This window comes from Novosphingobium sp. MBES04 (assembly GCF_000813185.1).
Taxonomy (GTDB): Bacteria; Pseudomonadota; Alphaproteobacteria; order Sphingomonadales; family Sphingomonadaceae; genus Novosphingobium; species Novosphingobium decolorationis.
Genome location: NZ_DF850488.1, coordinates 2,063,959 through 2,088,122, shown reverse-complemented (window position 1 = coordinate 2,088,122; position 24,164 = coordinate 2,063,959). Strand labels below are relative to the sequence as shown.

Annotated in this window: 40 protein-coding genes; 23 read left to right on the top strand and 17 right to left on the bottom strand. The window is 64.6% G+C overall.

Annotated features, from left to right (window positions below):
• Positions 1-2 precede the first annotated feature (2 nt).
• Positions 3-362: a hypothetical protein gene (locus MBENS4_RS09215; protein WP_039390319.1), complete on the top strand. Its 360-nt coding sequence runs from the start codon at positions 3-5 to the stop codon at positions 360-362.
• Between the two features lie 128 nt (positions 363-490).
• Here MBENS4_RS09215 and MBENS4_RS09210 read toward each other — a convergent pair whose 3' ends face one another.
• A complete protein-coding gene (locus MBENS4_RS09210) occupies positions 491-1,081 on the bottom strand; it encodes a nitroreductase family protein (RefSeq protein WP_039390318.1) in 591 nt (196 codons plus the stop codon).
• A gap of 107 nt (positions 1,082-1,188) precedes the next feature.
• Entirely contained in the window at positions 1,189-1,908 is a 720-nt protein-coding gene (locus MBENS4_RS09205; protein ID WP_039390317.1) for a pirin family protein, read from the bottom strand.
• A gap of 218 nt (positions 1,909-2,126) precedes the next feature.
• On the opposite strand from MBENS4_RS09205, the gene MBENS4_RS09200 reads away from it, so the two are divergent.
• Positions 2,127-3,044 carry a LysR family transcriptional regulator gene (locus MBENS4_RS09200; RefSeq protein WP_039390316.1) on the top strand — a complete coding sequence of 306 codons (918 nt, stop codon included), beginning with the start codon at positions 2,127-2,129 and terminating at the stop codon, positions 3,042-3,044.
• Between the two features lie 51 nt (positions 3,045-3,095).
• Entirely contained in the window at positions 3,096-3,857 is a 762-nt protein-coding gene (ygfZ, locus tag MBENS4_RS09195; RefSeq protein ID WP_039390315.1) for a CAF17-like 4Fe-4S cluster assembly/insertion protein YgfZ, read from the top strand.
• A gap of 213 nt (positions 3,858-4,070) precedes the next feature.
• Here ygfZ and MBENS4_RS09190 read toward each other — a convergent pair whose 3' ends face one another.
• The 4 genes from MBENS4_RS09190 to rplU form a co-directional block, all read right to left on the bottom strand.
• On the bottom strand, positions 4,071-4,649 hold the full coding sequence (locus tag MBENS4_RS09190; RefSeq protein WP_052322143.1) for a GNAT family N-acetyltransferase: 579 nt from the start codon (positions 4,647-4,649) through the stop codon (positions 4,071-4,073).
• Between the two features lie 228 nt (positions 4,650-4,877).
• The gene (locus MBENS4_RS09185; protein WP_039390314.1) at positions 4,878-5,477 is read right to left on the bottom strand and encodes a GNAT family N-acetyltransferase; all 600 of its coding nucleotides are present in this window, start codon (positions 5,475-5,477) and stop codon (positions 4,878-4,880) included.
• Positions 5,478-5,733: 256 nt separating this feature from the next.
• Positions 5,734-6,006 carry a 50S ribosomal protein L27 gene (gene rpmA, locus MBENS4_RS09180; protein WP_039390313.1) on the bottom strand — a complete coding sequence of 91 codons (273 nt, stop codon included), beginning with the start codon at positions 6,004-6,006 and terminating at the stop codon, positions 5,734-5,736.
• Between the two features lie 26 nt (positions 6,007-6,032).
• Positions 6,033-6,329, bottom strand: a complete 297-nt coding sequence (gene rplU, locus MBENS4_RS09175) for a 50S ribosomal protein L21 (protein ID WP_039390312.1) — start codon at positions 6,327-6,329, stop codon at positions 6,033-6,035.
• Between the two features lie 361 nt (positions 6,330-6,690).
• Between rplU and MBENS4_RS09170 the strand changes: the two genes are divergently transcribed.
• Complete coding sequence (locus MBENS4_RS09170; protein ID WP_239026258.1) at positions 6,691-7,245, top strand: hypothetical protein; 555 nt, start codon at positions 6,691-6,693, stop codon at positions 7,243-7,245.
• A gap of 551 nt (positions 7,246-7,796) precedes the next feature.
• Here the strand turns inward: MBENS4_RS09170 and MBENS4_RS09165 are convergent.
• From MBENS4_RS09165 to MBENS4_RS09140, 6 genes are read right to left on the bottom strand one after another with little or no spacing between them, the layout of a single operon-like run.
• Positions 7,797-8,273: a molybdenum cofactor biosynthesis protein MoaE gene (locus MBENS4_RS09165; RefSeq protein WP_039390302.1), complete on the bottom strand. Its 477-nt coding sequence runs from the start codon at positions 8,271-8,273 to the stop codon at positions 7,797-7,799.
• Positions 8,270-8,512, bottom strand: a complete 243-nt coding sequence (locus MBENS4_RS09160) for a MoaD/ThiS family protein (protein WP_039390300.1) — start codon at positions 8,510-8,512, stop codon at positions 8,270-8,272. The genes MBENS4_RS09165 and MBENS4_RS09160 overlap by 4 nt, the downstream gene beginning before the upstream one ends.
• Before the next feature lie 7 nt (positions 8,513-8,519).
• A complete protein-coding gene (moaA, locus tag MBENS4_RS09155; RefSeq protein ID WP_039390298.1) occupies positions 8,520-9,524 on the bottom strand; it encodes a GTP 3',8-cyclase MoaA in 1,005 nt (334 codons plus the stop codon).
• 8 nt (positions 9,525-9,532) lie between these two features.
• Complete coding sequence (locus tag MBENS4_RS09150) at positions 9,533-9,874, bottom strand: Rossmann fold domain-containing protein (RefSeq protein ID WP_242404847.1); 342 nt, start codon at positions 9,872-9,874, stop codon at positions 9,533-9,535.
• A 4-nt stretch (positions 9,875-9,878) separates the two neighbouring features.
• Positions 9,879-10,250, bottom strand: coding sequence for a dihydroneopterin aldolase (locus tag MBENS4_RS09145; RefSeq protein WP_039390294.1), 372 nt, complete (start codon positions 10,248-10,250; stop codon positions 9,879-9,881).
• Positions 10,251-10,304: 54 nt separating this feature from the next.
• Positions 10,305-10,637 (bottom strand): hypothetical protein, encoded by a 333-nt coding sequence (locus MBENS4_RS09140; RefSeq protein WP_039390290.1) that lies wholly within the window; start codon positions 10,635-10,637, stop codon positions 10,305-10,307.
• Positions 10,638-10,710: 73 nt separating this feature from the next.
• Between MBENS4_RS09140 and MBENS4_RS09135 the strand changes: the two genes are divergently transcribed.
• Both MBENS4_RS09135 and MBENS4_RS09130 read left to right on the top strand, forming a co-directional pair.
• Complete coding sequence (locus MBENS4_RS09135) at positions 10,711-10,926, top strand: hypothetical protein (protein ID WP_039390289.1); 216 nt, start codon at positions 10,711-10,713, stop codon at positions 10,924-10,926.
• 563 nt (positions 10,927-11,489) lie between these two features.
• Complete coding sequence (locus tag MBENS4_RS09130; RefSeq protein ID WP_039390288.1) at positions 11,490-12,374, top strand: energy transducer TonB; 885 nt, start codon at positions 11,490-11,492, stop codon at positions 12,372-12,374.
• Between the two features lie 78 nt (positions 12,375-12,452).
• On the opposite strand, the gene MBENS4_RS27565 is transcribed toward MBENS4_RS09130, so the two are convergent.
• Both MBENS4_RS27565 and MBENS4_RS27560 read right to left on the bottom strand, forming a co-directional pair.
• Entirely contained in the window at positions 12,453-12,683 is a 231-nt protein-coding gene (locus MBENS4_RS27565; RefSeq protein WP_084592014.1) for a hypothetical protein, read from the bottom strand.
• Positions 12,680-12,826, bottom strand: a complete 147-nt coding sequence (locus MBENS4_RS27560) for a hypothetical protein (RefSeq protein WP_159108038.1) — start codon at positions 12,824-12,826, stop codon at positions 12,680-12,682. Before MBENS4_RS27560 ends, MBENS4_RS27565 begins: the two co-directional genes overlap by 4 nt.
• A 51-nt stretch (positions 12,827-12,877) precedes the next feature.
• Between MBENS4_RS27560 and MBENS4_RS25755 the strand changes: the two genes are divergently transcribed.
• The gene (locus tag MBENS4_RS25755; RefSeq protein ID WP_159108037.1) at positions 12,878-13,045 is read left to right on the top strand and encodes a hypothetical protein; all 168 of its coding nucleotides are present in this window, start codon (positions 12,878-12,880) and stop codon (positions 13,043-13,045) included.
• Between the two features lie 797 nt (positions 13,046-13,842).
• On the opposite strand, the gene MBENS4_RS09115 is transcribed toward MBENS4_RS25755, so the two are convergent.
• From MBENS4_RS09115 to MBENS4_RS24040, 3 genes are read right to left on the bottom strand one after another with little or no spacing between them, the layout of a single operon-like run.
• The gene (locus MBENS4_RS09115) at positions 13,843-14,277 is read right to left on the bottom strand and encodes a hypothetical protein (RefSeq protein WP_144400880.1); all 435 of its coding nucleotides are present in this window, start codon (positions 14,275-14,277) and stop codon (positions 13,843-13,845) included.
• Positions 14,249-14,530 (bottom strand): hypothetical protein, encoded by a 282-nt coding sequence (locus tag MBENS4_RS25325; RefSeq protein ID WP_144400879.1) that lies wholly within the window; start codon positions 14,528-14,530, stop codon positions 14,249-14,251. The genes MBENS4_RS09115 and MBENS4_RS25325 overlap by 29 nt, the downstream gene beginning before the upstream one ends.
• Positions 14,530-15,180, bottom strand: a complete 651-nt coding sequence (locus MBENS4_RS24040; RefSeq protein WP_052322142.1) for an XRE family transcriptional regulator — start codon at positions 15,178-15,180, stop codon at positions 14,530-14,532. Before MBENS4_RS24040 ends, MBENS4_RS25325 begins: the two co-directional genes overlap by 1 nt.
• A gap of 346 nt (positions 15,181-15,526) precedes the next feature.
• Between MBENS4_RS24040 and MBENS4_RS25320 the strand changes: the two genes are divergently transcribed.
• From MBENS4_RS25320 to MBENS4_RS09035, 16 genes are all read left to right on the top strand, one after another.
• Positions 15,527-15,949, top strand: a complete 423-nt coding sequence (locus tag MBENS4_RS25320) for a hypothetical protein (RefSeq protein WP_144400878.1) — start codon at positions 15,527-15,529, stop codon at positions 15,947-15,949.
• A complete protein-coding gene (locus tag MBENS4_RS09095) occupies positions 15,946-17,076 on the top strand; it encodes a hypothetical protein (protein ID WP_039390283.1) in 1,131 nt (376 codons plus the stop codon). Before MBENS4_RS25320 ends, MBENS4_RS09095 begins: the two co-directional genes overlap by 4 nt.
• Complete coding sequence (locus MBENS4_RS09090; protein ID WP_039390281.1) at positions 17,076-17,366, top strand: hypothetical protein; 291 nt, start codon at positions 17,076-17,078, stop codon at positions 17,364-17,366. The genes MBENS4_RS09095 and MBENS4_RS09090 overlap by 1 nt, the downstream gene beginning before the upstream one ends.
• Positions 17,363-17,581 carry a hypothetical protein gene (locus MBENS4_RS09085; protein ID WP_039390279.1) on the top strand — a complete coding sequence of 73 codons (219 nt, stop codon included), beginning with the start codon at positions 17,363-17,365 and terminating at the stop codon, positions 17,579-17,581. The genes MBENS4_RS09090 and MBENS4_RS09085 overlap by 4 nt, the downstream gene beginning before the upstream one ends.
• Entirely contained in the window at positions 17,581-17,823 is a 243-nt protein-coding gene (locus MBENS4_RS09080; protein ID WP_039390277.1) for a hypothetical protein, read from the top strand. Before MBENS4_RS09085 ends, MBENS4_RS09080 begins: the two co-directional genes overlap by 1 nt.
• A 3-nt stretch (positions 17,824-17,826) precedes the next feature.
• Positions 17,827-18,498, top strand: a complete 672-nt coding sequence (locus tag MBENS4_RS09075) for a hypothetical protein (protein ID WP_039390275.1) — start codon at positions 17,827-17,829, stop codon at positions 18,496-18,498.
• 139 nt (positions 18,499-18,637) lie between these two features.
• Complete coding sequence (locus MBENS4_RS09070; protein ID WP_039390273.1) at positions 18,638-18,820, top strand: hypothetical protein; 183 nt, start codon at positions 18,638-18,640, stop codon at positions 18,818-18,820.
• Entirely contained in the window at positions 18,817-18,999 is a 183-nt protein-coding gene (locus MBENS4_RS25315) for a hypothetical protein (protein WP_144400877.1), read from the top strand. Before MBENS4_RS09070 ends, MBENS4_RS25315 begins: the two co-directional genes overlap by 4 nt.
• Entirely contained in the window at positions 18,986-19,441 is a 456-nt protein-coding gene (locus MBENS4_RS24035; RefSeq protein WP_052322141.1) for a hypothetical protein, read from the top strand. Before MBENS4_RS25315 ends, MBENS4_RS24035 begins: the two co-directional genes overlap by 14 nt.
• The gene (locus tag MBENS4_RS09060) at positions 19,441-21,405 is read left to right on the top strand and encodes a transposase domain-containing protein (protein ID WP_052322140.1); all 1,965 of its coding nucleotides are present in this window, start codon (positions 19,441-19,443) and stop codon (positions 21,403-21,405) included. The genes MBENS4_RS24035 and MBENS4_RS09060 overlap by 1 nt, the downstream gene beginning before the upstream one ends.
• Positions 21,406-21,476: 71 nt before the next feature.
• Complete coding sequence (locus MBENS4_RS09055; protein ID WP_039390270.1) at positions 21,477-22,451, top strand: AAA family ATPase; 975 nt, start codon at positions 21,477-21,479, stop codon at positions 22,449-22,451.
• The gene (locus MBENS4_RS25750) at positions 22,448-22,612 is read left to right on the top strand and encodes a hypothetical protein (RefSeq protein ID WP_159108035.1); all 165 of its coding nucleotides are present in this window, start codon (positions 22,448-22,450) and stop codon (positions 22,610-22,612) included. The genes MBENS4_RS09055 and MBENS4_RS25750 overlap by 4 nt, the downstream gene beginning before the upstream one ends.
• Positions 22,605-23,312: a gp16 family protein gene (locus MBENS4_RS24030; RefSeq protein WP_084592013.1), complete on the top strand. Its 708-nt coding sequence runs from the start codon at positions 22,605-22,607 to the stop codon at positions 23,310-23,312. The genes MBENS4_RS25750 and MBENS4_RS24030 overlap by 8 nt, the downstream gene beginning before the upstream one ends.
• Entirely contained in the window at positions 23,312-23,497 is a 186-nt protein-coding gene (locus MBENS4_RS09045) for a hypothetical protein (RefSeq protein WP_039390267.1), read from the top strand. Before MBENS4_RS24030 ends, MBENS4_RS09045 begins: the two co-directional genes overlap by 1 nt.
• Positions 23,498-23,500: 3 nt before the next feature.
• The gene (locus MBENS4_RS09040) at positions 23,501-23,770 is read left to right on the top strand and encodes a hypothetical protein (protein ID WP_052322138.1); all 270 of its coding nucleotides are present in this window, start codon (positions 23,501-23,503) and stop codon (positions 23,768-23,770) included.
• A complete protein-coding gene (locus tag MBENS4_RS09035) occupies positions 23,767-24,156 on the top strand; it encodes a hypothetical protein (RefSeq protein ID WP_039390265.1) in 390 nt (129 codons plus the stop codon). Before MBENS4_RS09040 ends, MBENS4_RS09035 begins: the two co-directional genes overlap by 4 nt.
• Positions 24,157-24,164: the final 8 nt, after the last annotated feature.

Sequence of the window (24,164 nt, the reverse complement as noted above, 5' to 3'; positions counted from 1 at the left end):
CCATGCCTCTTGCCGAGCCCGCGCCTGCCCCGCCGATCCTCTCCCAGCAGAGCACGGCGCAGAGCTTCGACCTTGCGGACCTCGGCGCCGCGGAAAAGACAATCGATTTCAGCGCGGTGCAGCGGCGCTGCGCGCCCGCCTCGCGGCCCGGCGAGATCGTGGTCTGCGCCCCCGATCCCGAGGCCGAGCGCCTTGGCACGATAGCCGGCGCGCAGGACTTCGAACCGTCCGAAGCCGGCCCGCCCCGCGCGGCGATCAAGTTGACCGAGAATATCGAGGCCGACGTCCACCTCGATTCGTACGGCCTTCCCAACGGCATGGTCAGCAACCGGGTCATGTTCGGGGGCAAGGTCACGTTCTGAGCCCATGCGAAAAGGCCCGGCCCGCACGCCGACCTTGCCAGAAGATCGGCCCGCGGACCGGGCCCAGTTCGGTACCCGCCGGTGATGGTGGTGGTTGGCAGGTGCGGGGTGCCTGCCGGGTTATCCCGTCAGGCGAACGTGCCCGCGCGCGCGATCTCGCTCGCGGCCTTGCGGCCGACCGGCGCCTCGCGGTCCTGCAGGTAGTCGGGAAGCGTGGCCTTGTCGCCGATCTTGCCGATCACGAAGGCGGCTTCGAGCCGGTGGTCGGCCGGAACGCCCAGCGCCGCTTCGGCCTCACCGAACTTGATGCCGGTCATGCCGTGGGTGTGGTAGCCCAGCGCCTGCGCCTGGAGGGCCGCGGCCATCCACGCCGCACCCGCATCGAAGCTGGCGCTGTAGTTGTCCGAGTTGCCCTTTTCCGAGCGCATCTGCGTGTCCGAGACGACGAAGACCAAGGCCGAAGCGCTCTGCGCCCAGCCCTTGTTGAAGTCGATCAGCTGCGAGAGGAACAGGTCCCAGTTGGCATCGCCCTTGACCGCGTAAAGGAACGTCCAGGGCTGCACGTTGTAGGCCGAAGGCGCCCAACCGGCCGCCTCGAAGATCACGTCAAGGTCGTCCTGGGGAATCGCACTTCCGTCAAAGGCGCGGGGCGACCAGCGATCGACGATCAGCTTCTCGACCTTGGCGTGGGCGGTGCGTCCGAGCGATTGGGCAGTCATGTCGGGATATCCTTGGCAATCGGGATGGGAGAGAGGCGAAAAAGAGGACAGCAAAGGACGCTAGCGTGCCGACAGGGTCGACGCACCGGCGTCCTTCGCCAAAACCGTCAGGCGGCATCCACCAGGACGATTTCCGCATCCTCTAGCGCGGTTACCGCGAGGCTGGAAAGGCCCGTGATCGCAACGCCATCACGCACCTCAGCCTCCACAGCCTCGCCCCCCGACGCTCCATCGGCCACGCGGATGCGCCCGCGCGTCGAGACCAGGTAGAGATGGCGGCCCGGCGCGGCTTCGTAGTGCGCGGTTTCGCCCAAGGGAACGGTCGCGCCCAGCACGCGCGCATCGGCGCGGATCGGCAGCGCGTCACCGTCCCCATCCTGCCCGCTGGCAAGCGCCACGAAGCGGCCCGCGCGGTCGTCCTTCGGGAAAGGCCGCGTGCCCCAGTCAGGCGCCCCGCCGCGGCTGTCGGGCAGGATCCAGATCTGGAAGATCTGGGTCTCTTCGGCTTCCAGGTTGTATTCGGCGTGCTGGATGCCGGTGCCCGCGCTCATCACCTGGACATCGCCCGCGACCGTGCGGCCCGCGTTGCCCATGTTGTCCTGGTGGGTGATCGCGCCCTTGCGGACATAGGTGACGATTTCCATGTCGCGGTGCGGGTGTGGGGGAAAGCCCGTCTGCGGCGCGATGGTGTCATCGTTCCAGACCCTGAGGCGCCCCCAGTTGGTGCGCGCGGGGTCATGGTAGTTGGCAAAGGAAAAGTGGTGGTGGGCATCGAGCCAGCCATGGTTGGCCGCTCCGAGCCCCGCAAAGGGACGCAGCTCGATCATGCTATTCAACTCCTGGGGCGAAGAGGCCGCCGTCCCATCCTGCGGCGGCCCCTCGAAAGGGCGGTCCGGCCCTTGAAGGGCTCTTGCGGACCATTTTTGCGAACCGAAGGGCCCCGGGATCGATGGGAGGGGCGCTTTCGCGTGTCCCGTCCCAGATAGGCGTTTTCATTTGATCGGAAAATTGCGATAAAATGGATGAAAATGTTCAAGGATCTTGAATGCCCAACTTGGTGACGCCTAGTCTCGACCACCTGCGCATCGTCCTCGCCGTCGTCGAGGAGGGCAGCTTCGGGGGCGCCGCGCGCAAGCTGGGACGGGCGGTCTCGGTCGTCAGCTATGCCGTGGCGCAAGTCGAGGCCCAGCTCGATCTGGTGCTGTTCGAACGCGAAGGCTCGCGCAAACCCGTGCTGACGAAGAACGGGCGGGCCCTGCTCGCCGACATGCAGATCATCCGCGAGGACAGCGAGGCCCTGCTCGCCCGCGTGCGCAGCCTGCGCCAGGGCCTGGAGGCCGAACTCGCCCTTGCGGTCGACGTCATGGTGCCGGGACAGGTCCTCGCTCCCCTCCTGCGCGCCTTCCAGGAGCGCTACCCGCGCGTGCCGCTGCGCCTTCACATCGAGGCGCTGGGTGCGGTCGCCGCCTCGCTCATCGAAGGGCGCGCCAGCCTCGCCATTGCCGGACCCGACCTCCCCCAGCTCGGCGACTTCGAGCGCGAGGTGATCGGCGCGGTCGAAATGGTGCCGGTCGCCGCCCCCTCGCACCCGCTTGCACAGCAGGCCCGGATCGCGCCGGGTGACACGCGCCGCCATCTCCAGCTGGTCCTCACCGACCGCTCGACGCTCACGCAGGGCCATGATTTCGCGGTGATGAGCCCGCACACCTGGCGCCTTGCCGATCTGGGCGCCAAGCACGCGCTGCTGCGCGAAGGCATCGGCTGGGGCTCGATGCCGCGCGATGCGGTGCGCGGCGACCTTGCCGACGGCACGCTCGTTGCGCTCGACCTGCCCGAGCGGCGGATGATGTCCTACCACCTCCTCGCGCTGTGGCGCCGCGACAACCGGCCTGGCCCCGCCGCGCTGTGGGTCCTGGAGGAACTGCGCACGCGCCTTGCCGAACACGCCGCCAGCACGGCCTGATTCGCACCTTGGGATCTTGCACTTGGGCGCAATCTCCCCATGTGCTCAGACATGAGCGCCACCCGACTGTTCGACCGAGCCGTGATCCGGCTTTCCGCCCGCCCCGACACCGGCGAGGACGTCGCCGCCTTCCTGCAGGGGCTCGTCACATCCGATGTGAAGGGATCGCTTCCCGTCTGGGCCGGGCTGCTCAGCCCGCAGGGCAAGGTCCTGTTCGATTTCCTGGTCTGGCCCTCGGGCGAGGACCTCCTGATTGATTGCGAGGCGAATGTCGCCGACGCGCTGGTGAAGCGCCTCTCGATGTACCGCCTGCGCCGCTCGATCGACATCGCGCGCGAGGATCACCTCGTCGTCCACTGGCGCCCCCACACCGGGGACGGCGCGGCTTCGGACCCGCGCCTTTCCGCGCTGGGCGAACGCTGGATCGCGCCCTTTGACCCCAATGACCCGGACGATATCGTGACGGGCGCTGACGAGGCCTGGCGCGCGCATCGCCTCAGGCACGGCGTGTGCGAGGGCCGCGCGGAACTGGGCGATGGCGAACTGCTCTGGCTGGAATGCAACGCGACCGAACTGCACGGCGTCAGCTTCACCAAGGGCTGCTACGTCGGGCAGGAAAACACCGCGCGCATGAACTGGCGCCAGAAGATCAACCGCCGCCTGGTCGTGGTCCCGCTCGAAAGCTCGAACGAGAAACGCCGCCGCGCGGCCTACACCGACCTTGGCCTTGCCGTCGATCACCTGCGCGTCGCGGACATCCCGGCCGAATGCGTACCGGGCTGGATGGAGCTGGCCAAGGACGAGGCGGAGTAAGGCAGAAGGGATTTTCCGAGGGCCATCGCCCTCGGGCTCCCCGAATTGTCCAGCCCAGCTGTCGCCCGGCGCGTTGGCGGATATGGAGGGGCAAAGCCCCTCACAAATCATCCGATGCGTGCCCTCTCCTTCCGCAAACTGCGCGTGCGGAGAAAGCCAAGGTTGCCGAGTCCGGGGTCAAGGGGCGATGGCCCCTTGAATCGGTCCCCTTCTTCAGGCGCTGAGCGGCTGCGCGCTGCTGCGTTCGTAGGCAACCCGGCCGACTGGGGGCATGGCCCGCCATTCGAGCGGCGCCTCGTAGCAATGCACCGCGACGGCTTCCCCGCGAGCCGCGCTGAAGCGCTCCTCGATGCGGAAGCTGTCCTCGAAGCCTGCGGCAAGCAGGACGCGCGCGTCGCTCTCGCTGTCGAGCGGTTCGTAGGCGACGATACGGTGGTGGCCCAGCGCGCGGGCGTGGTCGAGCATGGCCCGCACCGCCTCGCGGGCGAAGCCCAGGCCGCAGAACCGGCCCTTGATCCAGTAGACAAGCTCCACTTCGCCGCGCTCCCCGGCCACAAGGCCGATATGCCCCACCAGGCGCGCCCCTCCCGGCGCACGCAGATAGATCATGAACTGGGGCAGGCGCTGGTCACGCTCGCCTTCCAGCAGCGCGCGCACCTCACCAAGGGACCGGGGCAACCCGGGCACAGTCAGTGTACGGGGCACGGCATCCGAATTGAGGGCCTCGAAGATATCCTCGAGATCCTCCGGCCAGCCGGGCCTCAGAAACAACCTCTCCGTGCGGATGAACATCGTACGTCTCTCCGTCGTTTTTTCTTTTCCGCAACCGCCCTTATGCAACACCCCAACTCACATTGCACGGAAATTGCGCAAAAGAGCTTCGCTCCTGCCGTAAAGGGTCTGAAGTCTGGACATTAAGAACACGACAGCGGGCGGCTCCGGTGCCCTGCGGATTGCCTTCACGCACCGAATCGCAGGGTGGGGCGGGCCACCCGATTCGCACAGGAGCGAACGCGGGTTTCAGGCCGCCTTGCGGACCATACCCGCATCGCCCGCGCCATCGCCGCGATCCGCGTCACCGTCCGAGCCCCCATCTTCCAGCGCAAGCGTGTACTCGAGCGCCATCGCGCTCTCGCCCCGGCCCGAGCTGTAGCGCTCGACAAGGCGTCCGGTAGGCCGGAAACCGGCCTTGCGCAGGACCGCGCCCGAGGCGGGGTTGTCGATGAAGTGGCTGGCGACAAGGCGGGTGTGGCCCAGCGTACGGGCGAGCGAAAGAACCCCGCGCGCCGCCTCGCTGGCGTAGCCCTGCCCCCAGTGGGGGCGTGCGATCCAGTAGCCGAGCTCGACCTCGTCACGCTGCGCCGCCCCGTCACCGAGATGGGCAAGGCCAATGCAGCCCAGGATCGGGGCGCCGGGAAGGTCCGGACGCGTGATGAGGAAGGTGGGCAGGCCGTGCTCGGCCGGGCGTGCCAGGAAGCGCGCGGCATCGCCCGGCGCATAGGGCCAGGGGGCGGACGCCAGGTTGCAGACGACCTCGGGATCCGCGATCGCGGCGTAGAGTTCGTCCCGGTCCTCGGCCCAGCCGGGCCGCAGGAACAGCCGTTCGCTGCGAAGGAACATTGTCTCTCTCCATTCATCAGCCCCGCGCGGCCGCTTAAGCGCTGCGCGTGACAACCCGGTTACGCCGCATCCACAGGTGCGCGGCGATCCCGGAGGTTCGAGCCCCGTCGCCGGCCGTGCCGGTCAACCGAAGCGATGAAATGAGGGAGACATGCAAAGAGGGAGACAGGCCAGGCCCTCTCCCTCGTGCAGCCGAAACCTTCAGAAGGTTCGGCAGGGCCATCCTGTCCGGATGGCCCCTATGGCGACCATCCGCTTATTCGGCGGCTTCAGCCATCGCAGCGTCGACCGACACGTACTTGCGGCCGAGCTTGCCATCGTGGAAGCGTACGCGGCCTTCGGCCAGCGCGAACAGGGTGTGATCCTTGCCCATGCCGACGTTGACGCCCGGGTACACCTTGGTGCCACGCTGACGGATGATGATGTTGCCGCCGATCACTTCCTGACCGCCGAACTTCTTGACGCCAAGGCGGCGGCCTGCTGAGTCGCGGCCGTTACGCGACGAGCCGCCTGCTTTCTTATGTGCCATCTCGTTTTCCTTTCGAAATTCGGCGCTTAGCCGACCGAGGTGATGCGAAGCAGCGTAAGCTGCTGGCGGTGGCCGTTCTTGCGGCGATAGTTGTGGCGGCGACGCTTCTTGAAGACGATGACCTTCTCGCTCTTGGCCTGCGCGATGATCTCGGCCGAAACCGAAACCTTCGACGCGTCGACGACATCGCCGTCCTTGCCTGCGATCAGAACATCACCCAGCGTGATGGTCTCGCCAGCTTCACCAGCCAGCTTTTCAACCGCGATCTTGTCTCCGGCGGCAACCCGATACTGCTTGCCGCCCGTGCGCACTACTGCGAACATGGTGCCCTTACCTAATCTCGTGTGTGCCCGAAACGAGCCGAAACAATGTTTTTGCCCCGGCCGCTTTGGTCCGACGAAGAACCGTGGGAAGCCTTGCGGGCGACGCACCGACATACACGCTGCAAATCGAGGATCTGAATGCGCGATGCCGGAAAGAGAGCGAGCCGTTAGGGCACACGACGATTCGTGTCAACCGAAAGAGTCGGCTCTCCTGCGCCTTCCCATATCGGAAAAGACGCCCGAGGCTTTCCAACCGGACGCCACCATGGCGCCCGCTATCGCGCGCTCCTTTGCACGAATCGCGTGGAGCGCCAAGCGATTCGCTGTCGATCCCGTGCGCGCGCGTGCTATGAGCGGCGCCATGACCACGCGCCCTGCCCGCTTCATCCGCCGTTTCGCGCGCCCTGCCGCGCTTGCCCTGCCGCTTGCCGCCGCTCTTCTTTCCTCCGGGTGTGCGAGCACGCGCGACTATCCCTCGCTTTCGATCCGCGAGGTCGAACGCAACATGCGCGCCCGCCCGAGCAAGGCCGAGGAAGCCGAAACGCCCCAACTGCCCGCCGCCAGCGCCGACCTTGCGACTCGCCTCGACGGTCTGGTCGCGATGGCGCGCACCGCCGATGGCCAGTTTGCGGATGAAAAGAACAGGGCCGAGCGCGCGGTGGCCGCAGCGGGCGGGCGCACCAGCGATTCGTGGAGCGCGGCCCAGATCGCGCTCGCTGCGCTCGAAAGCCACCGCTCGCACGCGATGACCGCGCTGGCCGAACTCGACCAGCTCTATGTCGATGCGCGCGACGAAGCCCCGCTCGCCCCTTCGCCCAAGGCCGAATCGATCGCGGCCGCGCGCGATACGGTCAGCGACATCATCTCGGCTCAGGATTCCGTGATCGACGGTCTCTCGGCACGACTCGCGGGCTGATCGCCACCTCCAGAACGTGAAAACCCCTCCCCGCATGTGCGAGAAGGGGTTCCCGAACGCCTGATCCGCAAAACGCCTGCAAGCCCCCCGGCACCGGCATTCCAGGATCAGGTGGTCAAAACCGCAAAGGTCCCGACCGGCGGTGCGCCGCCACCATGACGAGGCGCGCACACTCCAGCGACGAGAAGACCATGTACCCTCAGACAGTCTCGTGCAGGGCCTGAAGGAGGGCTTGCCATGGCTTGGGATGGGGGGAATTGATGCGGATCAACTTTGCACATTTCGCGTAAGACCGCAGGCCAGAGGCACGCGATGAAGCGAACTACGTAAAAAGATGATTCCGAGGGCCATCGCCCTCGGGCTCCCCGAACTGGTCCGCGCAGCTGTCTCCCGCCGCGTTGGTGGATATCGAGGGGCAAAGACCCTCCAAGATCGCCCGATGCGTGCCCTCACCTCCCGCAAGCTGCGGGCGCTGAGAAAGCTGAGGTCGCCGATTCCGGGGTCAAGGGGCGATGGCCCCTTGAAAATCCGCCTTCTTACGTTTGCGCCTTCTATTCGACCGCCGCGCTGTCCCAGCGCGCGATATCCTCGAAATCTTCCTCGCGTGGTTCGATCCAGCGCCAGGTGCCGTCCACCTTTTCGCGCTTCCAGAACCAGGACTGGCTCTTGAGGTGATCCATCGCAAAGTCCGCCGCGGCAAAGGCATCGCGCCGGTGGCGGGCCGCCGCGGCGACCAGCACGATGGGATCGGCCGGTGCCATCTCGCCGCTGCGGTGCAGGATGAGGAGCCCGTCGAGCGCCCAGCGCCCGCGCACCTGGGCAGCCAGGTCCTCCATCGCGGGAAGCGTGAGCGGTTCGTAATGCTGGAGTTCGAGCGCCTCGACCCCGCCGCCCTCGCGCACCTGCCCCAGAAAGCTGACGATCCCGCCGGCTGCGGGATGGGCGCGGGTAAAGCGGTCCACTTCCTCGCCGGGGGTGAAAGCCTGCGTCAGGAGGCGCACGTCGCTGCGGGTCGGCTCTGCGCTCATCCTCCGGAGACCGGGGGCAGGAAGGCGATTTCGTCGCCATCGCGCAGCACCGGCGCGTCCCGGTCCTGAAGCAGGATGCCGTTGACGGCGAGCTTCACGCGCGGTTCGCGCAGGGCGCTCGCCAGCTGGGGACCGAGGCTGTCGATCGCGTCATCGAGCGTACCTGTCAGTTCCACTTCGCGCGCGCCGCAGCCGGCCACGTCTTCGAGCTTGCCCAGAAACACCATGTTGAGCGCCATCTTCGCGTTATCCTCCGGTCATCGACATGTGACGGGAAAGCGCTGGCGCGGCGCCCGGTTCCTCGATGGCGAAGTGATGGCGTTCAGGCTTGATGCGCATGGCGGTGTCGAGCGCGTCCTGAAGCGCCCGGTCGGGCGCGTCGGAGCGCAGCGCGGCGCGCAGGTCCACCTGTTCGTTCCCGCCAAGACAGGCATAAAGCTGGCCCGTCGCCGTCACGCGGATGCGGTTGCAGCCCTCGCAGAAATTCTGGGTGAGCGGGGTAATGAGGCCCAAGCGCCCGCCGGTCTCGGCAATGTCGAAGTACCGCGCCGGACCGCCCGTGCGGTGCTCGCTGGGCTGGAGCGTCCAGCGCTTTTCCAGGTCCTCGCGCACGGCCAGGAGCGGCAGGTAGTGATCGAAGCGGTCTTCCTCCACCTCGCCCAGCGGCATGACCTCGATCAGCGTGACCTCGAAGCCCTGCCCGTGCGCCCAGGCGATGATGTCGGGAATCTCGGCCTCGTTGATGCCCTTCAGGGCGACCGTGTTGAGCTTGACGACAAGCCCCGCCTCGCGCGCGGCCTGCAGCCCTTCGAGCACCTGCGGCAGCGAATCGCGGCGCGCAAGAGCGGCAAACCCTTCCCGGTCGAGCGTGTCGAGCGAGACGTTGACCCGCTTCACCCCGGCGGCCGCCAGGCCATCGGCAAATTCGGCCAGCCGCGTCGCGTTGGTGGTGAGGGTCAGTTCATCGAGGCCGTCGCCGATCTTGCGCCCCAGCGCCTGGACCAGCTCCATCATGTCGCGGCGCACCAGTGGCTCGCCGCCGGTCAGGCGGATCTTGCGGATGCCGCGCGCGATGAAGCCCAGCGAGAGCTCGTGCAGTTCCTCCAGGCTGAGCACGTCCTTGCGCGGCAGGAAGGTCATGCGCTCGGGCATGCAGTAGGAGCAGCGCAGATCGCACCGATCGGTTACCGAAAGGCGCAGGTACGTGATCCGGCGCTGGAACTGGTCGACAAGGGGAGCAGCTGAGGTCATCCGCCCCGTCATACCATTGACATGGCACCATTACCATCAAGAGCGAACAGCTGGCCGGTTATGGCCTTTACCCCCTCTAGCCACTGCCTTGTAGCGGCCAGCGCTTCTGTGCTGTCGGTCTCCACCGCATTGACCCGCGAAGGGGCATAGCGGCGGGCCAGCCCCTGCACGGTGGCGAGCCGCCAGGCCCGGTGGTCCGCGCCCGCAGGTTCGAACACCAGAGTCAGCGGGTCCGCGCCGCCGCCCAGTGTCAGCTCGACGCCGGGCAGGACGCGCGCGTGAAAATCGCTCGACGCCTCAAGCGGATCCTCGGCCAGCGGGCCGACATAGAGCAGCTCGCCCATGCCCATGCCCTTAGCGGCGGTGCCGGGTCAGGGTAATGCCGATCTTCTCGCCCGCCTCGGCAATCGCAAGCTTCACGATCTTGACGGTGACCGCGGTAATCCGCGCGTCCTGCAGGAACAGCGTGTCGCAGACATGGTCGGCCACGGCCTCGATCAGCGTGAAGTGGACGCCTTCGGGAATCGCACCCGAGGCCGCGAACTTCAGGTCCATGTAGTTCTTGCTCGCCTCGAGCGGGGTGTCGGGCGTGTAGTGCGCCGCGGGCTTCAGAGCGACGGAGATCGTGAAGCGCAGCGGCTGCGGCTTGCCGGTCTCTTCGGAGTAGATCCCGGTGAGGACGTCCTGTTCGAAGTCCGCGACTTCAAGGATAAGCGAATCGGTCATGGCGCCCCTTAGAGCATTTTCCAGTCAGGTTGCATCACCTGATTGGAGAATGCCCTAGCGCTTCTTCTTCGTGATCGGCGCGTTGAAATCGGGGTCCTTCCTGGCCACCCAGGCGACGAACTTGGCGATGGTCGGATCGTCCAGAAGCCCCTGCGCCTCCATCCCGAAACGCTCCAGCTGCGAGTTGGTGAAGTGGGTGATGATCGTCCGCTGGCAGATCGGGTGCATCGGCACCGTATCCTTGCCGCCCCGGCTCTTGGGAATGGGATGGTGCCAGACGATCTCCGACCCGGTTACCCGCCCGCACAGCCAGCAGTCGGGCGGCGGCGCGGCCTCTTCCTCGGTCTCGTCGTCCAATTCCCAGTCATTGCGGCGTTTGCGGGCCATGGTGTGCTCTCGATAAGGCTTGATCGCGCGCCCTGTTGGCATAGAGCGCGCCGCTGTGACAGGACTTAATGCCATGACCACCCCACAAGACACCCCTCCAAGCGACACCACGCTCCCGCGCCCGCAGCGCCGCCTGCTCGCCCGCCTGTTCAACGCCCGCACGACGCCCATCTGCGTCGACGGGCGCGAATTGCTGACCTTCCAGGAGGCCAAACGCTACCTGCTCTCCCTCGAACCCGAACCGCGCGAGGCGGCCTACCAGGCGATCAAGACGCAGGGGGAGAGGTAGGAAGAAGGATAGTTTCCGAGGGCCATCGCCCTCGGGCTCCCGGAATCGGAGAGGTTTGGGTGGGGCGGGAGCGGCCGCTAGCGCGTCCACACCGCGATGGAGGCTTGAACACTCGAGATCCATGCCAACGAGCAGTGAAACTGCGAATAAGAACGCGATGGACAGTGGCCAGGGCAAACCTTGCGCTTTGCAAAAGAGATGATTGCAAAAATTCCAGGGGGCGTTGGCAATTTGAAAAGACAATCGTGACGGATGGGGTGTTGCCTTTGCATTGACATCAAAATGCCTAAGGGATGCGATGACTTCAATAGATTGGCGCTGTCAGCCTGTATTCCTCCCGAGCCGTTCGTTTTGCTAACAGCACGGATCTCCCGTGCGCTTACCTATTCCAAGAAAGTTCGCATTCCGCGCAATTAGAGCAACCTTCTTTTGGGCATTTCGGTATTCTGCCATAGGAGAGCGCAGGGTGTTCAGGGATCTTGCTGGTTTTTCCTGCACATTATTGGCGGCCGGATAGAGTGTGGCGAAAGGATTGAATCATTAAGTGGATTTATCGTGCGTCGATGCGGGCAATCGCTGTGCTCGCCTCAATCAGCGACGCTCAGGCCCATGATGCGCTGCGTAGATTGTCGCCCAGTTCGCCCTGGAACGCGGATTGGGCCGAAAATGCGTGCAGATTGCAGCGTGTGTTCGGCACGGGAGATGATCTCGTCCTGCTGCGCTTTTCGGCCTTTACGCCGGGTTCGAGTTTTCGAACAGAATTGTCAGGTCAGCTCGCACATGTTGAGGGTAAGGGACAAAAAATCGGATTGTCCTATTTGCCGGACCCCAGTCGAAAGGTGGGGATGCGGGCGGGCGTAGATGGTCCCGACAAGATCCCCACTCTCATTTTCACTAGCTCGTTTGCCCGCGATGAGGTTGAACAAGCTGAGAAATTGGAGATGATGAAAGCTGATGCAAACCAGCATCCGAACGATTTCCCCGATGCGGTCCTAGCTCCGGCACTGGCCCGAGACGTGACCGGTATGAGACTTGATTTCGGCACGCGACAGTTGGAGCTCGAAACGGGGGCCTTCGACAAAGCCCTTGCCGCCTTAAATCGCTGTGCAGACAACCTGTTGAAGACGTGGGGCATCGATCCCGAGATCAATCGGCTCGTCGTAACGCCCGTCAAGCTCAGGGACAATCAAGCCTTTGTGCGTAAGATTCAGTTTCAATATCCCTTGAATCTTGCGCGGCAGAACGAAATTGGGCTGGTCAGTGCCGTCGCTACAGTCGACGACGATGGCAAAGCGACCAGTTGCAGGGTCCCTCAGTCGCTTAATGATAAGCGCTTCGATGATCTCGTCTGCGAGGAACTTATGCGAACTCAGTACGAACCAGCTCGATTGGCTGATGGCATGCCGGTTGTAAGCTATTACAGCTTGACGGTCCACTATTCCATGTGACCCTGCCGGCCTTGGAGTGAGGTGGTTCCGCCTTCTTCGACAGTTTGGCGGCTGAGTTAAGCTAATCCCGGTTGTCGTTCATGCCGCCTGTTTGATCATCAGATAGAGGAAGCCACGGCGCATCGGAATGTACGTCATGTCGGCGCACCACACATGATTGGACCGTTCGATTACCAGCGTCTCATCCGTCTCCGGCACCGGGGCATAAGCATAGGACGAGCGGCTGATCCGCAGCAGGCGGCACTGCGCCGTGATTGATAGGCGGTGGCAAGCAGCTTCGACCATCGCCCGCCTGCGGTCCACGCTCATCGACCGAAGGCTTTCGCTAAAAAATCCCGCTCGACGACCAATTGCCCGATCTTGGCGTTCAGCCTTTCGACCTCGCTCTTGCTGACGGCCTTGGCGACATCGCCAGCCCCGGAGAACGTGCCTGCGATCCCGTACCAATCCATCAGGTCGGGACTAGCTTAACACCCTGTCCAGAAAACCGGCACCACCTCTTCATGATTCAGGCGGGCTCGCTGGACGAGCCGGATCAGGTCACGCCGCAGAACGTCATATACGGTAAGGACGCCGTCCGCTGGGACCATTTTGATCCGGCACTGAAGGTCTACGACCTTTACGCGCCCTTTGACGAGCAGACCCAAACCGCGATGGCCGCAGACCGGTAGGCCGCGCTCTCCGGGATGGAATTGTGCAGTGACAAGAGGTTCTGGAGTGGTGGTCTAGGCGGGGTCTGACGGGATTGGCCGGGATTTCGTGGGGCGCGTGTGGCGGATTTCCGGGCTTTTGGGGAAATTGGGCTTCGCCTGGTTGGCGTGTGTCCTGTGTCTAGAGTGGTTGGCCATTTAGACGATCCAGGACAAGACTTCTTAGAGTAGGTGCTATTTCCCTCAGGGGCTTCTCAGGCGCGGATTTGCGGGCGCTGAGAGGTTCTGAGAGGCCATACAGCGATCCGCGAACTGGGCGGAAGTGGGGTAAATCGGTGCCCACTTCCGCAAACCCTACGCAGTTCGGTGAAATCGGGAGAATACCGCGGAGCCTTGGCCGAGTTGTCCCACAGTCTACCCAGCCTGGGCCGCGTGGAAGTGGGACAGGTTTCTACGGCAGGTCCGCAGCCGTCCGGGGCGGTAGCTGGCGCGCTGCAGATTATGGTGGCGCACATGGAACAAGGGCGAACCACGAGCGAGATCGAGGCTACGATTTGCCAGGGGGTGGCGAAGGGGATGGAGGCGTATGATCGTCATTGTCCGCCCCGCCACGGATCAGAGACAAGTTTGGTCCTGAGCGAGAGAGAGCCCGAGCAGTCGCACGAAGGACGATATTGTCCTCACTGTGGAGAAGATCTGCGAATCTCTCCGCCTCAATAACCCCTGCATCTTCCAGAGCGCGCGAGAGCACACTTGCCATTCGAACGTGTGCGCCGATCAGTTGCATGATCAGATCATGGTCGGTGTGAAACTCTTCATCACTCATCGCTTACACCCTTTGCGCAGGAGCGGATGAGCGCTTCAGTCTTGTCGTCCCAACTCTTATGAGCATTAAACGCGATATCTCGCTTCTGCTCGGTGTCTACGACCTGGACCATTATGTAAACAGCCTCAAAACCCGCGCCTCCCGAGGGTGCTCCATATACCAGCAGCCGGTCTTCGCCATGCAAGCTTGAGACCGGCATCCACTTCCCGATACCTGTTCCGAGACACCATTCGAGCGACGCCATGGTCTTGGCGCTGGAGACGTGTGCCGCAGGCATTTTGCGCAGACGATCTCCGAAATCGTCAGCCTGGGCGCCCTGGGGCATGGCGGCGGCCATTACTGCCGCAGTTAAGGCAAGGTGGGATCGTGCCATCAACGAAGCCTTTTTCTGCGGCACGTCAAAGGTGCCGGGCCAGGAAGCAGTCATTTCGTCCCTTCTCCTCCCAAGATCGAGCTGCATCGTAGTCTCCAGCTTCTCGCAGAGCCTCGGCAGCTCGCAGTGCCGCATCACAGCGTGCGCTGTAATCGCCCTCACTGTTCATGAACGCTAACTCCGAGCGCCAAGCATTGAGATAGGGCATCCCGATCCAAGCGCCGGCAAAGGCGACGAGTGCTCCTACCAGCGCCCCGATGACATACTCCTTGAACCTCCGGTCCTTAGTTGGCGTCTCGGCTTCCATCAAAGTCTCCTGACGACAGCAACCACTCGGCCAATAATATGAAGCTCATCTTCCGCGACCGAGATAGCTGGAACCAAGGCATTATCGCTCACGAGCTTCAAGCCCTCACGAGGGCCCGCATAATGCAACCTCTTGATCATGCCGAAATCACCGAGAGCGACGGCCCAGATGCCTTCAGACATTCGGGGGCTCTTTTGAGATGTGTCGATTAGAATGAGTTCTCCACTTCGAATGGTTGGTTCCATCGAATCTCCATCACCGCTCGCCCAAAACAGGCATTGCGTAGGGGATTGAGTGAAGGAGCGGATCCACGAGCGAGAAAACGTGCGCTTTTCAGTTTGAACTGGCCCGTCAACAAATGTCGCACCTAAGCCATACCTAAGGTCGATCTCAGCCAGCTCGACTATATCTTCGTCATCTCTGACTGAGGGCGTAACGTCCTTTGCCTTGGGCAATCCAGTGACAATGAATGTGGTATCGGCTCCATGCTCGGCCACCTTCTCAAGATAGTCTAGCGTGATCGGTGAAGTGCCATTTTCATAGGCCATTTGGGTGTTTTTCGACACACCCGCGAGTTTGCCCAACTCAGCTTGGTTCAACTGCAGGCGCTTGCGCTCAGCGCGCAAGCGATCGGATGCAGACTCATGCATCTAGAATTCCCAGAATTATGGGTTGCAAGGTCCGCCTTCTTGGTTCATGGTCCAAAAAATAGGGACAAACAGTTGGACTTTTGACCATGATATTGGACCGGACGCACCCTGAAGACGTCAAAGCCGCAATACGAAAGCGATTTGGTACGGTCGCCCGCTTCATTGAGGAGCGGGATCTGCCGACCACGGGCGTAAGTGACCTGTTTCGAGGCCGCACGAGCCAGCGAGTGCGAGATGCAATTGAAGAGGTTCTGAGAGAGCAGGAAGAATCCATAGGATTGGACTCTAGCGGACTGAAATCAGGGTCGCACCGTAAAAATTCTGTAAGCCGTCGAGTGGCCGCAAAGTGACTTTGCTCACAGACACCGGCTTCGCCGATCCTGCGGGGGCTCGGGCGAGCGTCAACCGGCTCAAACTGCGGCTCGCACTTCGCACCGCGAAGTCAGCCCTGGCGGCTGTCGAGGACAGCCTTGATCAGCCCATCGAGACGATGCGCGGCGTGTGCGCGGTTGTTGCCGACCATGGAGGCGCTCTGAATACGGGCGTTGTCGAGGGCGCTGTCGGTGGCCTGCCGATCGACATGATCGAAGGCAACAACTTGCGCCAGCAGCAGCTGCTGGAGTGCGTAGACCTGCTCACGCAGGCGCTCAACTTCTTGCTCAAGGCTCCGGTTCACGGCGCTTCGCCTTCCACTGTTTCCGATGCCGTTGACGATACCTGCGGTGCGCGCGGCGCGCATCGTCTAAGTGAAGAGACTTCCCTGACATGACCGCTTCTGCTTCCAGCTCCCTGCTGGCCAATGCGCAGCTGTTCGAGCTTTCGCCCGAACATGTGGACGAAGGCACCCGCATCGGGTTCCTGCACGAGGACAAGGCCGCTGCGCTGGGCCGCCTGATGGCCGTGGATGGCCAGCGCGACCCGATCAAGGTGGTTGCCAACCCCAAGAACGCGGGCCAGCCCTGGCGCCTGGTGACGGGCATGCACCGCCTGGTTGGCGCGCGGATCGAGGGCATCACGATCTGGGCCATCGAAGTGTCCGGAAAGCCCGACGCGCTGGCCGACCTGGAGGCCAGCGAGAACCTGCACCGCCGCCCGCTGGCCCCTATCGAGCGGGCCAAGTTCACGGCCGCGCTGGTGCAGGCGGCGCAGGAGCGCATAGCCCGCGAGCATGGCGATCTCAGCCAGCAAAAGCTCGCGATCAAGGCGCGCTGGGCCCGCGTGAAAGCGCGCCAGGAAACCGCGGATACTGCTCTCGAGGAGGAGACTACTGATACGTGTGACACGATGGCACACGTATATGGCTGGGAGGAATCGGTCGGTGATGCCCTGGATATGTCGCGCCGCACGATCCATCGTGATTTGCAGCTTTTCCGCCTGATCATCGAGCCGTTTCCCGGGCTGATCGAGGCGCTCTCCAAGCACCCTGTGGTCGGCGAGAACTACAAGCAGCTGCGCGAGATCGCGAAGATGCCGGTGGAGGGCGAGCGCAAGCTGGTGATCGAGGCGCTGCTGGACGATCCCGAGCTGAGCGTGGACGAGGCGAAGGTCCAGTGCGGGATCGGCATGCTGGGCAAGTCCCGTGCGGCGGAAGCTGTGCCCTACCAGAAGCACCTGAATGCGGTGACCGGCAACCTGGGCCGCCTGACGGCCGCCCAGCAGCGGGAGAACCTGGCCTCGATCGTCGGGGCGCTGAAAGGCGACCTGGTCCGCCGACAGATGCGCGACCTGCTTTCCCAGGAGCTTGGCAACGAGGGCGACCTCAAGGGCGCGCTTAGCACCGCGTTCGACGTGATCGCCAAGCTGAGCGTGGGCGAGGCGGTGGACGACACCGAGATCGAGGCGGCCCGCGCGGTTTGCCAGCGCACCCTTTTCGCTGATTTCGGAGGTGAGAACTGATGTCTTACGAAACCACGATAGCCGTTGGCGCGGCCAGCAGCGCAAGCCGCGCGGTGGCCGAACTGCTGCGGTTCGCGCAAGGGGGCGAAGGCCTGCCGGGCCTTCCGTTCGGCACGCAGGACCCGACCGTCGAGCTGGTCCATGCGATCGTTTCTTCCGCCGAGATCGAGCGCGATGGGCTGCGGGCGCTTCCGGGCAATGGATGGGACAACGAGATCTGCGCCCTGGGCGCGCTGATCGATGCCTGCACGCGGTTCATCGCCGATCGCCGTTCGGGAGTGGAGGCATGATCACGCCGCGCGAGCAGAGGATCGTTGACCTTTTCGAGGCCGGGCTTTCGCAGAAGGCCATCGCGGAACGGATGGGCCTTGCCGAAAGCTATGTGCGCGGCCGGGTTGCCTATCTGTGCAGCAACCTTGGCCCCGACGTTCGCCATGCCCTGGCCATGCGGCAAGGCAGCCAGGCGCGGCTTGATCGAATCGAGCAGGCGAGGATGCAGGGCTGATGGCGCGCTACGCTTCCCTGGCCGAGCAGTACCGGGCGCACCGCGAGGCCTTTGCCCTTGCGCTGGAGCTGGGCTGCACGCCGAGGGAAGCGGAGCGCCTGCTGCGCGATCAGGCCCGCGCCCGGCGCCGCGCTTGCGGAACCCGGGCGCCCGAGGCCGACACCGTCAACGAATTCGAACCACTGGAGCGCGAGCCCGCCGATTACCGGGACTGGGACGCGCGATGGATGATGAGGGACTGAGCCATGCTGAACCCTGCCCGATACCAGGAATTACATGACAACCTTGGGCTTGCCGAGAAGATCGTCGACAGCGCGCCCGTGCTTGGTGTCTTTGGTGCCTGCGCCTGGGATGAACTGGGCGAAGACGGCAAGCTGTGGATCTCGGCTATCGTGACCGAGGCGTTGCAGTGTCAGGAGCCCCGCGAGGCACCGCGCCCGGAAGATCGCCCCAACGTGAAGGCCGCGCCCTTTGCCCTGACCCCTGGGTTCGTCAGGCGCGCGGTCGAAGTCACGGCCATCCCCAGGCTCACTATCTCGCCTGTTTCCCCCCGTCCGACCGCCGACGAGCCCAAAGCCCCGGTGATCGGACACATAGAGCCTGCTCGGGTCGCACCGGCACAGGCCGAACCGTCCGCGCCGGCCGAGACACCCAACCTCGGCCGGCCGGACATCGCAGGCGACACTTCGGGAACGCCTGCCCCCAAATCCAAGCCCGTCCCGCCGCTGATGGCTGATGTGCGCCGCGCGCGCCTGGCGAACGCGATCGCGTTCCTGAAGGCGCGCTGCATCCTGGTGGATGTGGTCGATCGCAACGCGGATATCCGGCTTTACCGCGTGAGCGGAAAACAGGCCCGGATGCTGGCCAGCGACGTGATCGCCTATGCCGAGACGCAGGGCTTCGAGGTGAAGCCGTGACCTTGTGCGCTCTTCTTCGCGGCGGTGCGATTGCACTTGGCCTCCTGGCATTGGCCGCGCTCAGCGAGATCTTTCCACCCTCGGCCGAATATCGCGCGACTGTGTCGCGCATGGCCGATCCTTCGCATGGAGGCTGGCAATGACGGTGGCAGGTATCGATCTGCGCGAGATCGACGAACAGGCGATCTGTGGGCGCTACCAACTTGTGTTCGGTGGCGGACAGTTCGCTGTCGTGCGCTTCGTCGACATGCGGTGGCGCTTTTCGAGCGGGAAGGATCTGGACTTCCGGCCCACGCATTACCTCGCACCGGAGGCCGCATGACCCATGCTGCATTTGGCCCCACGTGCCCAGGCTGCACGAGCGCGCGCATCACAGCGCAGATCGAGCGCAATCCCGACGCCATGCCGCTTTGCCAGGCCTGCCGCGATCGCGGCGCGCTGTTCCATGCCGAGCGTCGCCCGTCCTCTACTTCCGACGAGGGGAGCCATGGTCAAGGCTAAGGCCCATCCCGATCAGCTTGGCTTCGCTTTCGAAGCGCCGCTGCCTGCTCAGGGCGAGGCCGCGCTGGCGGGGATGGAGCAGCGCGTGTGCCGCATGGTCGGGTCGATCCTGGCGAGCGATGGCCGGGCACGCGAAGTGATCGCGGCGCAGATGAGCGTGCTGCTGGGCGAAGAGGTCAGCCGCGCGATGCTGGACGCCTATTCGAGCCCGGCGCGCCTTGAACACAAGGTGCCTTTCAGCCGCCTGATGGCGCTGGTTGCCGTGACCGGGCGCCATGACCTGCTTGACCCGCTGATGCGCGAAATCGGCGCTGCGCTGCTGGTTGGCGAGGAAGTTCATACCGCCCGCCTGGGGCACATCGATCGCCAGATCGCCCAGTTGCAGGCCGAGAAGAAGCGGATCGCCGGATCCGCACCGCTTATCCGATCCGGGGGAATGTAATGCAGGCCAAGGACAGCATGACCGGCCGCGAATGGTTCACGGCAGCCGAACTGGCCGAACTGGCGCTGCCGGGCCTTCCGGCCGAGAAGCGCGCGCTTAACCGCTGGGCCAACGAAAAGGGCTGGGCCTATCGCAAGGACCAGTGCGGCGAACTGTTGGTGCGCAAGCGGGCGGGACGCGGCGGGGGCATGGAATATCACGTATCCCTGCTGCCCGGGCAGGCACGCCTGGCGCTGGCCGATCGCGGGATCAGCGCGGACATCCCGGCGCTGCCCCCGATCGAGCAGGACGTGGGCGGGTGGCGCTGGTTCGATGCGCAGTCGACCAAGGTGAAGGCCGAGGCCGAACTGCGCGTGCGCATCATCCACGAGGTCGAGGTACTGGAAGAAACCGGCATGTCGCGCACATCGGCCGTGTCCGAGGTGTCGAAGGACTGCGGCAAGTCGGTTGCGACGATCTGGAACTGGATTGGCCTGGTCGAGGGCATTGCCCCATCGAACCGGCTTCCCGCGCTGGCACCGCGCCGCAGAGGCGGCGGCGTGACGGCCGAGATCGATCCCGAGCTGTGGTCCATCCTGAAGAGCGATTATCTGCGCCCTTCGGAGCCGACGTTCGCGTCCTGCTATGACCGGGTGGCCGCGATTGCCAAGGAAAGAGGCCTCTCACTGCCTTCCAAGAGGACGCTGAGCCGCCGCGTCGAGCGCGAAATACCGCGCGGCATCGTGATCAAGCGGCGCAAGGGCGCCGAGGCGCTGCGCCGATCGATCCCCGCCGAGCGCCGCACGGTCGAGCATCTGAACGCGATGGATATCGTCAACATCGACGGCCACAAGTTCGACGTTTGGGTTGTCCCTCCGGGCGGCGGCAAGCCGGTGCGTCCGCTGATGGTGGCGCTGCAGGACGTGTACAGCAGCAAGGTTCTGTCCTGGTGCATCGATCTGACCGAGAACACGCTGCAGACGCAGATCGCGCTGGCAGGACTGTTCCGCGACTGGGGCATCCCGAAGGCCTGCCTGCTGGACAACGGCCGGGCCTTTGCCAGCAAGGCGATCACGGGCGGCGCGAAGACGCGCTTTCGCTTCAAGATCCGCGAGAGCGATCCGACCGGCATCCTGACGGCGCTGGGCATCCAGACCCACTGGGCGCTGCCGTATCGCGGCCAGTCCAAGCCGATCGAGCGTGCCTTTCGCGACATGTGCGATCGCATCGCGCGCCACCCGGCCTGCGAGGGCGCGTACACGGGCAACAGCGTGGTCAACAAGCCGGAGAACTATGGCCAGCGGGCCATGGGCTGGGACGAGTTCTGTGCGCACGTGGCGAAGGGCATCGCAGAGCACAATGCCCGCAAGGGCCGCACCGGACGCCATTACGCCGGGCGCAGCTTCGACGAGGTGTTCACCGAGAGCTATGCGCGTTCGGCCATCGGCAAGGCGACGCCCGAACAGCTGCGCGTGGCGCTGCTGACGGCCGAGCAGAAGACCGTGGACCGCCAGACGGGCATGATCTCCCTGTTCGGCAATCGGTACTGGTCGGCCGAGTGCCACGACCTTGCCGGGCGCAAGGTGACGGTGCGCTTCGATCCCGACAAGCTGCATGGAGACATCTTCCTGTATGACCAGGAAGGCCACTTCCTGGCGACAGCCCACCTCCATGAGGATCAGGGCTTCGATACGCAGGCCGGGGCCGTTGCATCGAGCAAGCGCCTTGCCGCCGCACGCAAGGCGGTCCGCGAGGGCGAGGAGGCCGAACGCTTCCTCAGCGCCGAGCAGGTGGCCGCTATGCAGCCCGCCGCGCAGGCCCCGCAGATGCCCGATCCGGGCGCCGTGCGCATGGTGCGTCACCGTGGCCAGACCGCCGCGGCGTTGAAGGCCCTGCCCACGCCGCAAGGCGAACAGACTATTTCGAGAGAAAGCCGAGTTTTCCGCGCCCTTCAGGCATCGAACCGCCTGAAGATCGTGGAATGATAAGGGCGCGCGGGCAGGCCTGAGAAACTTTCCCGCGCGCCCGTCCCAAGTAGAGACTGGAGCCAAGTAGCATGAACGAGACTGCAAATCTTCCCATCGACATCGAAGAGCAGCGCAACTGGATCATCGACTTTCGCAAGGGGAACGCCCTGAGCTGGGCCGAAGTGGCCAAGCGCACCGGCATTCCGCAGGGGACGCTCAGCCAGTTCGGCAGCGATCGCGGCTATGCGGGCGATGAGCAGAAGGTTGCCGACAAGGTCTACCTCTACCGCCAGCTGCTGGCCTCGCAGGCGGCGCTGGACATGGAGGCGCCCGAAGTGCCCGGGTACTTCGAGTGCGAGACGAGCCTGCACCTGGTGTCGATGCTGCGCTGGGCGCAGGGCGGACGTATGGGCGGCCGGGTCGTGGTGGCCGCGACGGGGCCTGGCACCTGCAAGAGTTCGTCGGCTACACACTATGCCTCGAGCTTTCCCAATGTGTTCTACGTGCTGATGGCCCCTTCAAATGCGGGGGTGAACAACATGCAGCAGGAAGTGGCCGTCGCGCTGGGCCTGGGCGAAGTGGTGGGCACGCCGCAGAAGCTGACGCGGATGATCTGCGATCGCCTGCGCAACCTGGGCAATCCGCTGCTGATCTTCGATGAGGCGCAGCACATGTCTGCCGCGTCTCTGGAAGAGATCCGAGGCTGGCATGACCGGATCGGTGTGGGCCTTGCCCTGTTCGGCAACATCGGTGTCATGCAGCGCCTGGAAGGCACGAGCCGCAAGGCCGACTTCGCGCAGCTGTTCAGCCGGGTGGGCATGCGCCTTATTCGCATGCTGCCGCTGCAGGCCGACATGGATGCGCTGGCGCAGGCCTGGAACATCCACGGGCCGCGCGAGATCGCGCAGATCCGCAAGGTGGCCTCGCTTCCCGGAGGCCTTCGCAACGCGACCAAGATGCTGGAACTGGGCGCGATGATGGCGGCAAGCGAGAACGCGCCGCTGGCCGCTGACCACATGCAGGATGCCTGGGCGCAGCTTTCTTCAAGGGCGGTCGCGGCATGATGGCGATGGTGGAGCGCTGGCGCGCGCTGGTGCGCGAGTACCGCCAGATCAAGTCCCCGGCCGAGGACCTGATGGACGTTGTTTCGGCCCTTCTTTTCACACTTGGCACACTGGCCCTGGGGCTGGGCATTGCCGCACTTACGGGAGGTTCGCATGGGTAATGCAGTGAAGGCCGCGCCAGCGCGGTTCGACAAGCCGAGCCAGCAGCGCCGTTCGATGATCGCGAAGATCCAGATCGCCCGCACGCAGCTGGCGATCCAGGAGGATGACTATCGCCAGATGCTGCTGGACACGACGGGGCACATGAGCCTGACGAAGTGTTCCGACGCGCAGCTGGCCCGCATGATCGAGTTCCTGAAATCGCGCGGCTTCCGGCCGATCCAGCAAAAGGGCAACGCGGGCATCGCCCAGCATCCCATGGCGCGCAAGGCGCGTGCGCTTTGGATTTCGCTTCACCACCTGGGCGTGGTGCGCAGCGCGCACGAGGGGGCTCTGGAGGCATTCGCCAAGCGGCAGCTGGGCTGTGACAAGCTGATCTGGGCGCGCCAGTCGGATGCCTATCGCCTGATCGAGGCGCTCAAGAACATGGGCGAGCGCAATGGCTGGGCGATGAGCGATCACATGGACAAGCCATTCGGCCCGATCGGCCTGCAGCAGAGCCTGTGCAAGGCCATCCTTGCCCGGCTGAAGCGCGAGGCGAACATTCCCGAGGACTGGTCGCTGGACATCGCAGCCTATCGCCTATGCGGCATCGATACCGCCTGCGAGACGGCGTACACCGCGCAGCAGTACCAGGACCTGGCCGAGGCCCTGGGCAAGAAGCTGCGCGAGCTGGCGCCGGTGCGCGGGGGGCAGGAATAATGGCGCAGCGTCCCCGCTATACCAGCCAGTCGCGGTTCGGGCCGACGCGGGAATGGGAAGGCCTGCCCGAGCTTGGTTCGCGCACCGGCGCCCGGCGCAGCGCAGGCCTTCACCGGCTTGCCCTGGGCAGCCTTGTCCTAGGCGGCATCCTGATCGCCGCTCTTGCCGTCCAGATGGGAGGTTGAGCCATGTCGGGACCGCGTATTTCCGATCACGCCCTTGTCTGCTTTCTTCAGCGGGCGGGGGCATATGACATCGAGACGCTGCGCATGCGCATTTCCCAGGCGCTGGCCCGTTCCCACGAGGCCGTGCGAGCGATCAGCGACAGCGATTACCTGGTGCGCGTGGATGGGCATTCCTTCGTCGTGCGCGGGGAAACCGTGACGACGATCATGGATGACAGCACCTATCCGCGCGATCGCGCCATAGCGCTTGCGCCCCGGGGCGAGCGCCCATGATCACGCTGCCCGGCGTCCTTGCCCAGATCGCCGACGTGGCGGGTGAAGACGCCGCGCTGGCGATTGCCGAGGCGCGTGGCGGGACGCAGGTCTACATCCCGCCCGTGCCCGGCGCCGACCACTGGCTGACCAAGCTGATCGGCCGTGAGGCCGCCCGCGCGGTGGCCGACGAACTTACTTGCGGTGTGGGCGGCCTGCGCGTTGACCTGCCGCTTGGCCCGACCGGCCATGCCGCGCAGATGCGCGCCCGGATCGATGCGATGATCCAGGAAGGCCGTTCCGAGCGTGACATTGCGCTGTGCACCGGCTACAGCACCCGAACCATCCGCCGCCGCCGTGCCCGCCTGGGCAAAGATGGCGATGACAGGCAGATGAGCCTCTTCTGATCCCATGA

Bases quoted from the DNA above. Each gene is read 5' to 3' on its own strand.
- MBENS4_RS09070 (WP_039390273.1), top strand. From the start codon at position 18,638: ATGACGGTGGCAGGTATCGATCTGCGCGAGATCGACGAACAGGCGATC.
- MBENS4_RS09145 (WP_039390294.1), bottom strand. From the start codon at position 10,250: ATGACCGATTCGCTTATCCTTGAAGTCGCGGACTTCGAACAGGACGTC.
- MBENS4_RS09170 (WP_239026258.1), top strand. From the start codon at position 6,691: ATGACCACGCGCCCTGCCCGCTTCATCCGCCGTTTCGCGCGCCCTGCC.
- MBENS4_RS24040 (WP_052322142.1), bottom strand. From the start codon at position 15,180: ATGCATGAGTCTGCATCCGATCGCTTGCGCGCTGAGCGCAAGCGCCTG.
- MBENS4_RS25315 (WP_144400877.1), top strand. From the start codon at position 18,817: ATGACCCATGCTGCATTTGGCCCCACGTGCCCAGGCTGCACGAGCGCG.
- rpmA (WP_039390313.1), bottom strand. From the start codon at position 6,006: ATGGCACATAAGAAAGCAGGCGGCTCGTCGCGTAACGGCCGCGACTCA.
- MBENS4_RS09200 (WP_039390316.1), top strand. From the start codon at position 2,127: ATGCCCAACTTGGTGACGCCTAGTCTCGACCACCTGCGCATCGTCCTC.
- moaA (WP_039390298.1), bottom strand. From the start codon at position 9,524: ATGACCTCAGCTGCTCCCCTTGTCGACCAGTTCCAGCGCCGGATCACG.
- MBENS4_RS27565 (WP_084592014.1), bottom strand. From the start codon at position 12,683: ATGAGCGTGGACCGCAGGCGGGCGATGGTCGAAGCTGCTTGCCACCGC.
- MBENS4_RS09150 (WP_242404847.1), bottom strand. From the start codon at position 9,874: ATGGGCATGGGCGAGCTGCTCTATGTCGGCCCGCTGGCCGAGGATCCG.
- MBENS4_RS09095 (WP_039390283.1), top strand. From the start codon at position 15,946: ATGACCGCTTCTGCTTCCAGCTCCCTGCTGGCCAATGCGCAGCTGTTC.
- MBENS4_RS09185 (WP_039390314.1), bottom strand. From the start codon at position 5,477: ATGTTCCTTCGCAGCGAACGGCTGTTCCTGCGGCCCGGCTGGGCCGAG.
- MBENS4_RS09190 (WP_052322143.1), bottom strand. From the start codon at position 4,649: ATGTTCATCCGCACGGAGAGGTTGTTTCTGAGGCCCGGCTGGCCGGAG.
- MBENS4_RS09085 (WP_039390279.1), top strand. From the start codon at position 17,363: ATGATCACGCCGCGCGAGCAGAGGATCGTTGACCTTTTCGAGGCCGGG.
- rplU (WP_039390312.1), bottom strand. From the start codon at position 6,329: ATGTTCGCAGTAGTGCGCACGGGCGGCAAGCAGTATCGGGTTGCCGCC.
- MBENS4_RS09135 (WP_039390289.1), top strand. From the start codon at position 10,711: ATGACCACCCCACAAGACACCCCTCCAAGCGACACCACGCTCCCGCGC.
- MBENS4_RS09165 (WP_039390302.1), bottom strand. From the start codon at position 8,273: ATGAGCGCAGAGCCGACCCGCAGCGACGTGCGCCTCCTGACGCAGGCT.
- MBENS4_RS09035 (WP_039390265.1), top strand. From the start codon at position 23,767: ATGATCACGCTGCCCGGCGTCCTTGCCCAGATCGCCGACGTGGCGGGT.
- MBENS4_RS09040 (WP_052322138.1), top strand. From the start codon at position 23,501: ATGTCGGGACCGCGTATTTCCGATCACGCCCTTGTCTGCTTTCTTCAG.
- MBENS4_RS25755 (WP_159108037.1), top strand. From the start codon at position 12,878: ATGATTCAGGCGGGCTCGCTGGACGAGCCGGATCAGGTCACGCCGCAG.
- MBENS4_RS24035 (WP_052322141.1), top strand. From the start codon at position 18,986: ATGGTCAAGGCTAAGGCCCATCCCGATCAGCTTGGCTTCGCTTTCGAA.
- MBENS4_RS09215 (WP_039390319.1), top strand. From the start codon at position 3: ATGCCTCTTGCCGAGCCCGCGCCTGCCCCGCCGATCCTCTCCCAGCAG.
- MBENS4_RS09130 (WP_039390288.1), top strand. From the start codon at position 11,490: ATGCGGGCAATCGCTGTGCTCGCCTCAATCAGCGACGCTCAGGCCCAT.
- MBENS4_RS09055 (WP_039390270.1), top strand. From the start codon at position 21,477: ATGAACGAGACTGCAAATCTTCCCATCGACATCGAAGAGCAGCGCAAC.
- MBENS4_RS25750 (WP_159108035.1), top strand. From the start codon at position 22,448: ATGATGGCGATGGTGGAGCGCTGGCGCGCGCTGGTGCGCGAGTACCGC.
- MBENS4_RS27560 (WP_159108038.1), bottom strand. From the start codon at position 12,826: ATGGATTGGTACGGGATCGCAGGCACGTTCTCCGGGGCTGGCGATGTC.
- MBENS4_RS09060 (WP_052322140.1), top strand. From the start codon at position 19,441: ATGCAGGCCAAGGACAGCATGACCGGCCGCGAATGGTTCACGGCAGCC.
- MBENS4_RS09140 (WP_039390290.1), bottom strand. From the start codon at position 10,637: ATGGCCCGCAAACGCCGCAATGACTGGGAATTGGACGACGAGACCGAG.
- MBENS4_RS09045 (WP_039390267.1), top strand. From the start codon at position 23,312: ATGGCGCAGCGTCCCCGCTATACCAGCCAGTCGCGGTTCGGGCCGACG.
- MBENS4_RS09090 (WP_039390281.1), top strand. From the start codon at position 17,076: ATGTCTTACGAAACCACGATAGCCGTTGGCGCGGCCAGCAGCGCAAGC.
- MBENS4_RS09205 (WP_039390317.1), bottom strand. From the start codon at position 1,908: ATGATCGAGCTGCGTCCCTTTGCGGGGCTCGGAGCGGCCAACCATGGC.
- MBENS4_RS24030 (WP_084592013.1), top strand. From the start codon at position 22,605: ATGGGTAATGCAGTGAAGGCCGCGCCAGCGCGGTTCGACAAGCCGAGC.
- MBENS4_RS09210 (WP_039390318.1), bottom strand. From the start codon at position 1,081: ATGACTGCCCAATCGCTCGGACGCACCGCCCACGCCAAGGTCGAGAAG.
- MBENS4_RS25325 (WP_144400879.1), bottom strand. From the start codon at position 14,530: ATGGAAGCCGAGACGCCAACTAAGGACCGGAGGTTCAAGGAGTATGTC.
- ygfZ (WP_039390315.1), top strand. From the start codon at position 3,096: ATGAGCGCCACCCGACTGTTCGACCGAGCCGTGATCCGGCTTTCCGCC.
- MBENS4_RS09075 (WP_039390275.1), top strand. From the start codon at position 17,827: ATGCTGAACCCTGCCCGATACCAGGAATTACATGACAACCTTGGGCTT.
- MBENS4_RS09115 (WP_144400880.1), bottom strand. From the start codon at position 14,277: ATGACTGCTTCCTGGCCCGGCACCTTTGACGTGCCGCAGAAAAAGGCT.
- MBENS4_RS09160 (WP_039390300.1), bottom strand. From the start codon at position 8,512: ATGGCGCTCAACATGGTGTTTCTGGGCAAGCTCGAAGACGTGGCCGGC.
- MBENS4_RS09080 (WP_039390277.1), top strand. From the start codon at position 17,581: ATGGCGCGCTACGCTTCCCTGGCCGAGCAGTACCGGGCGCACCGCGAG.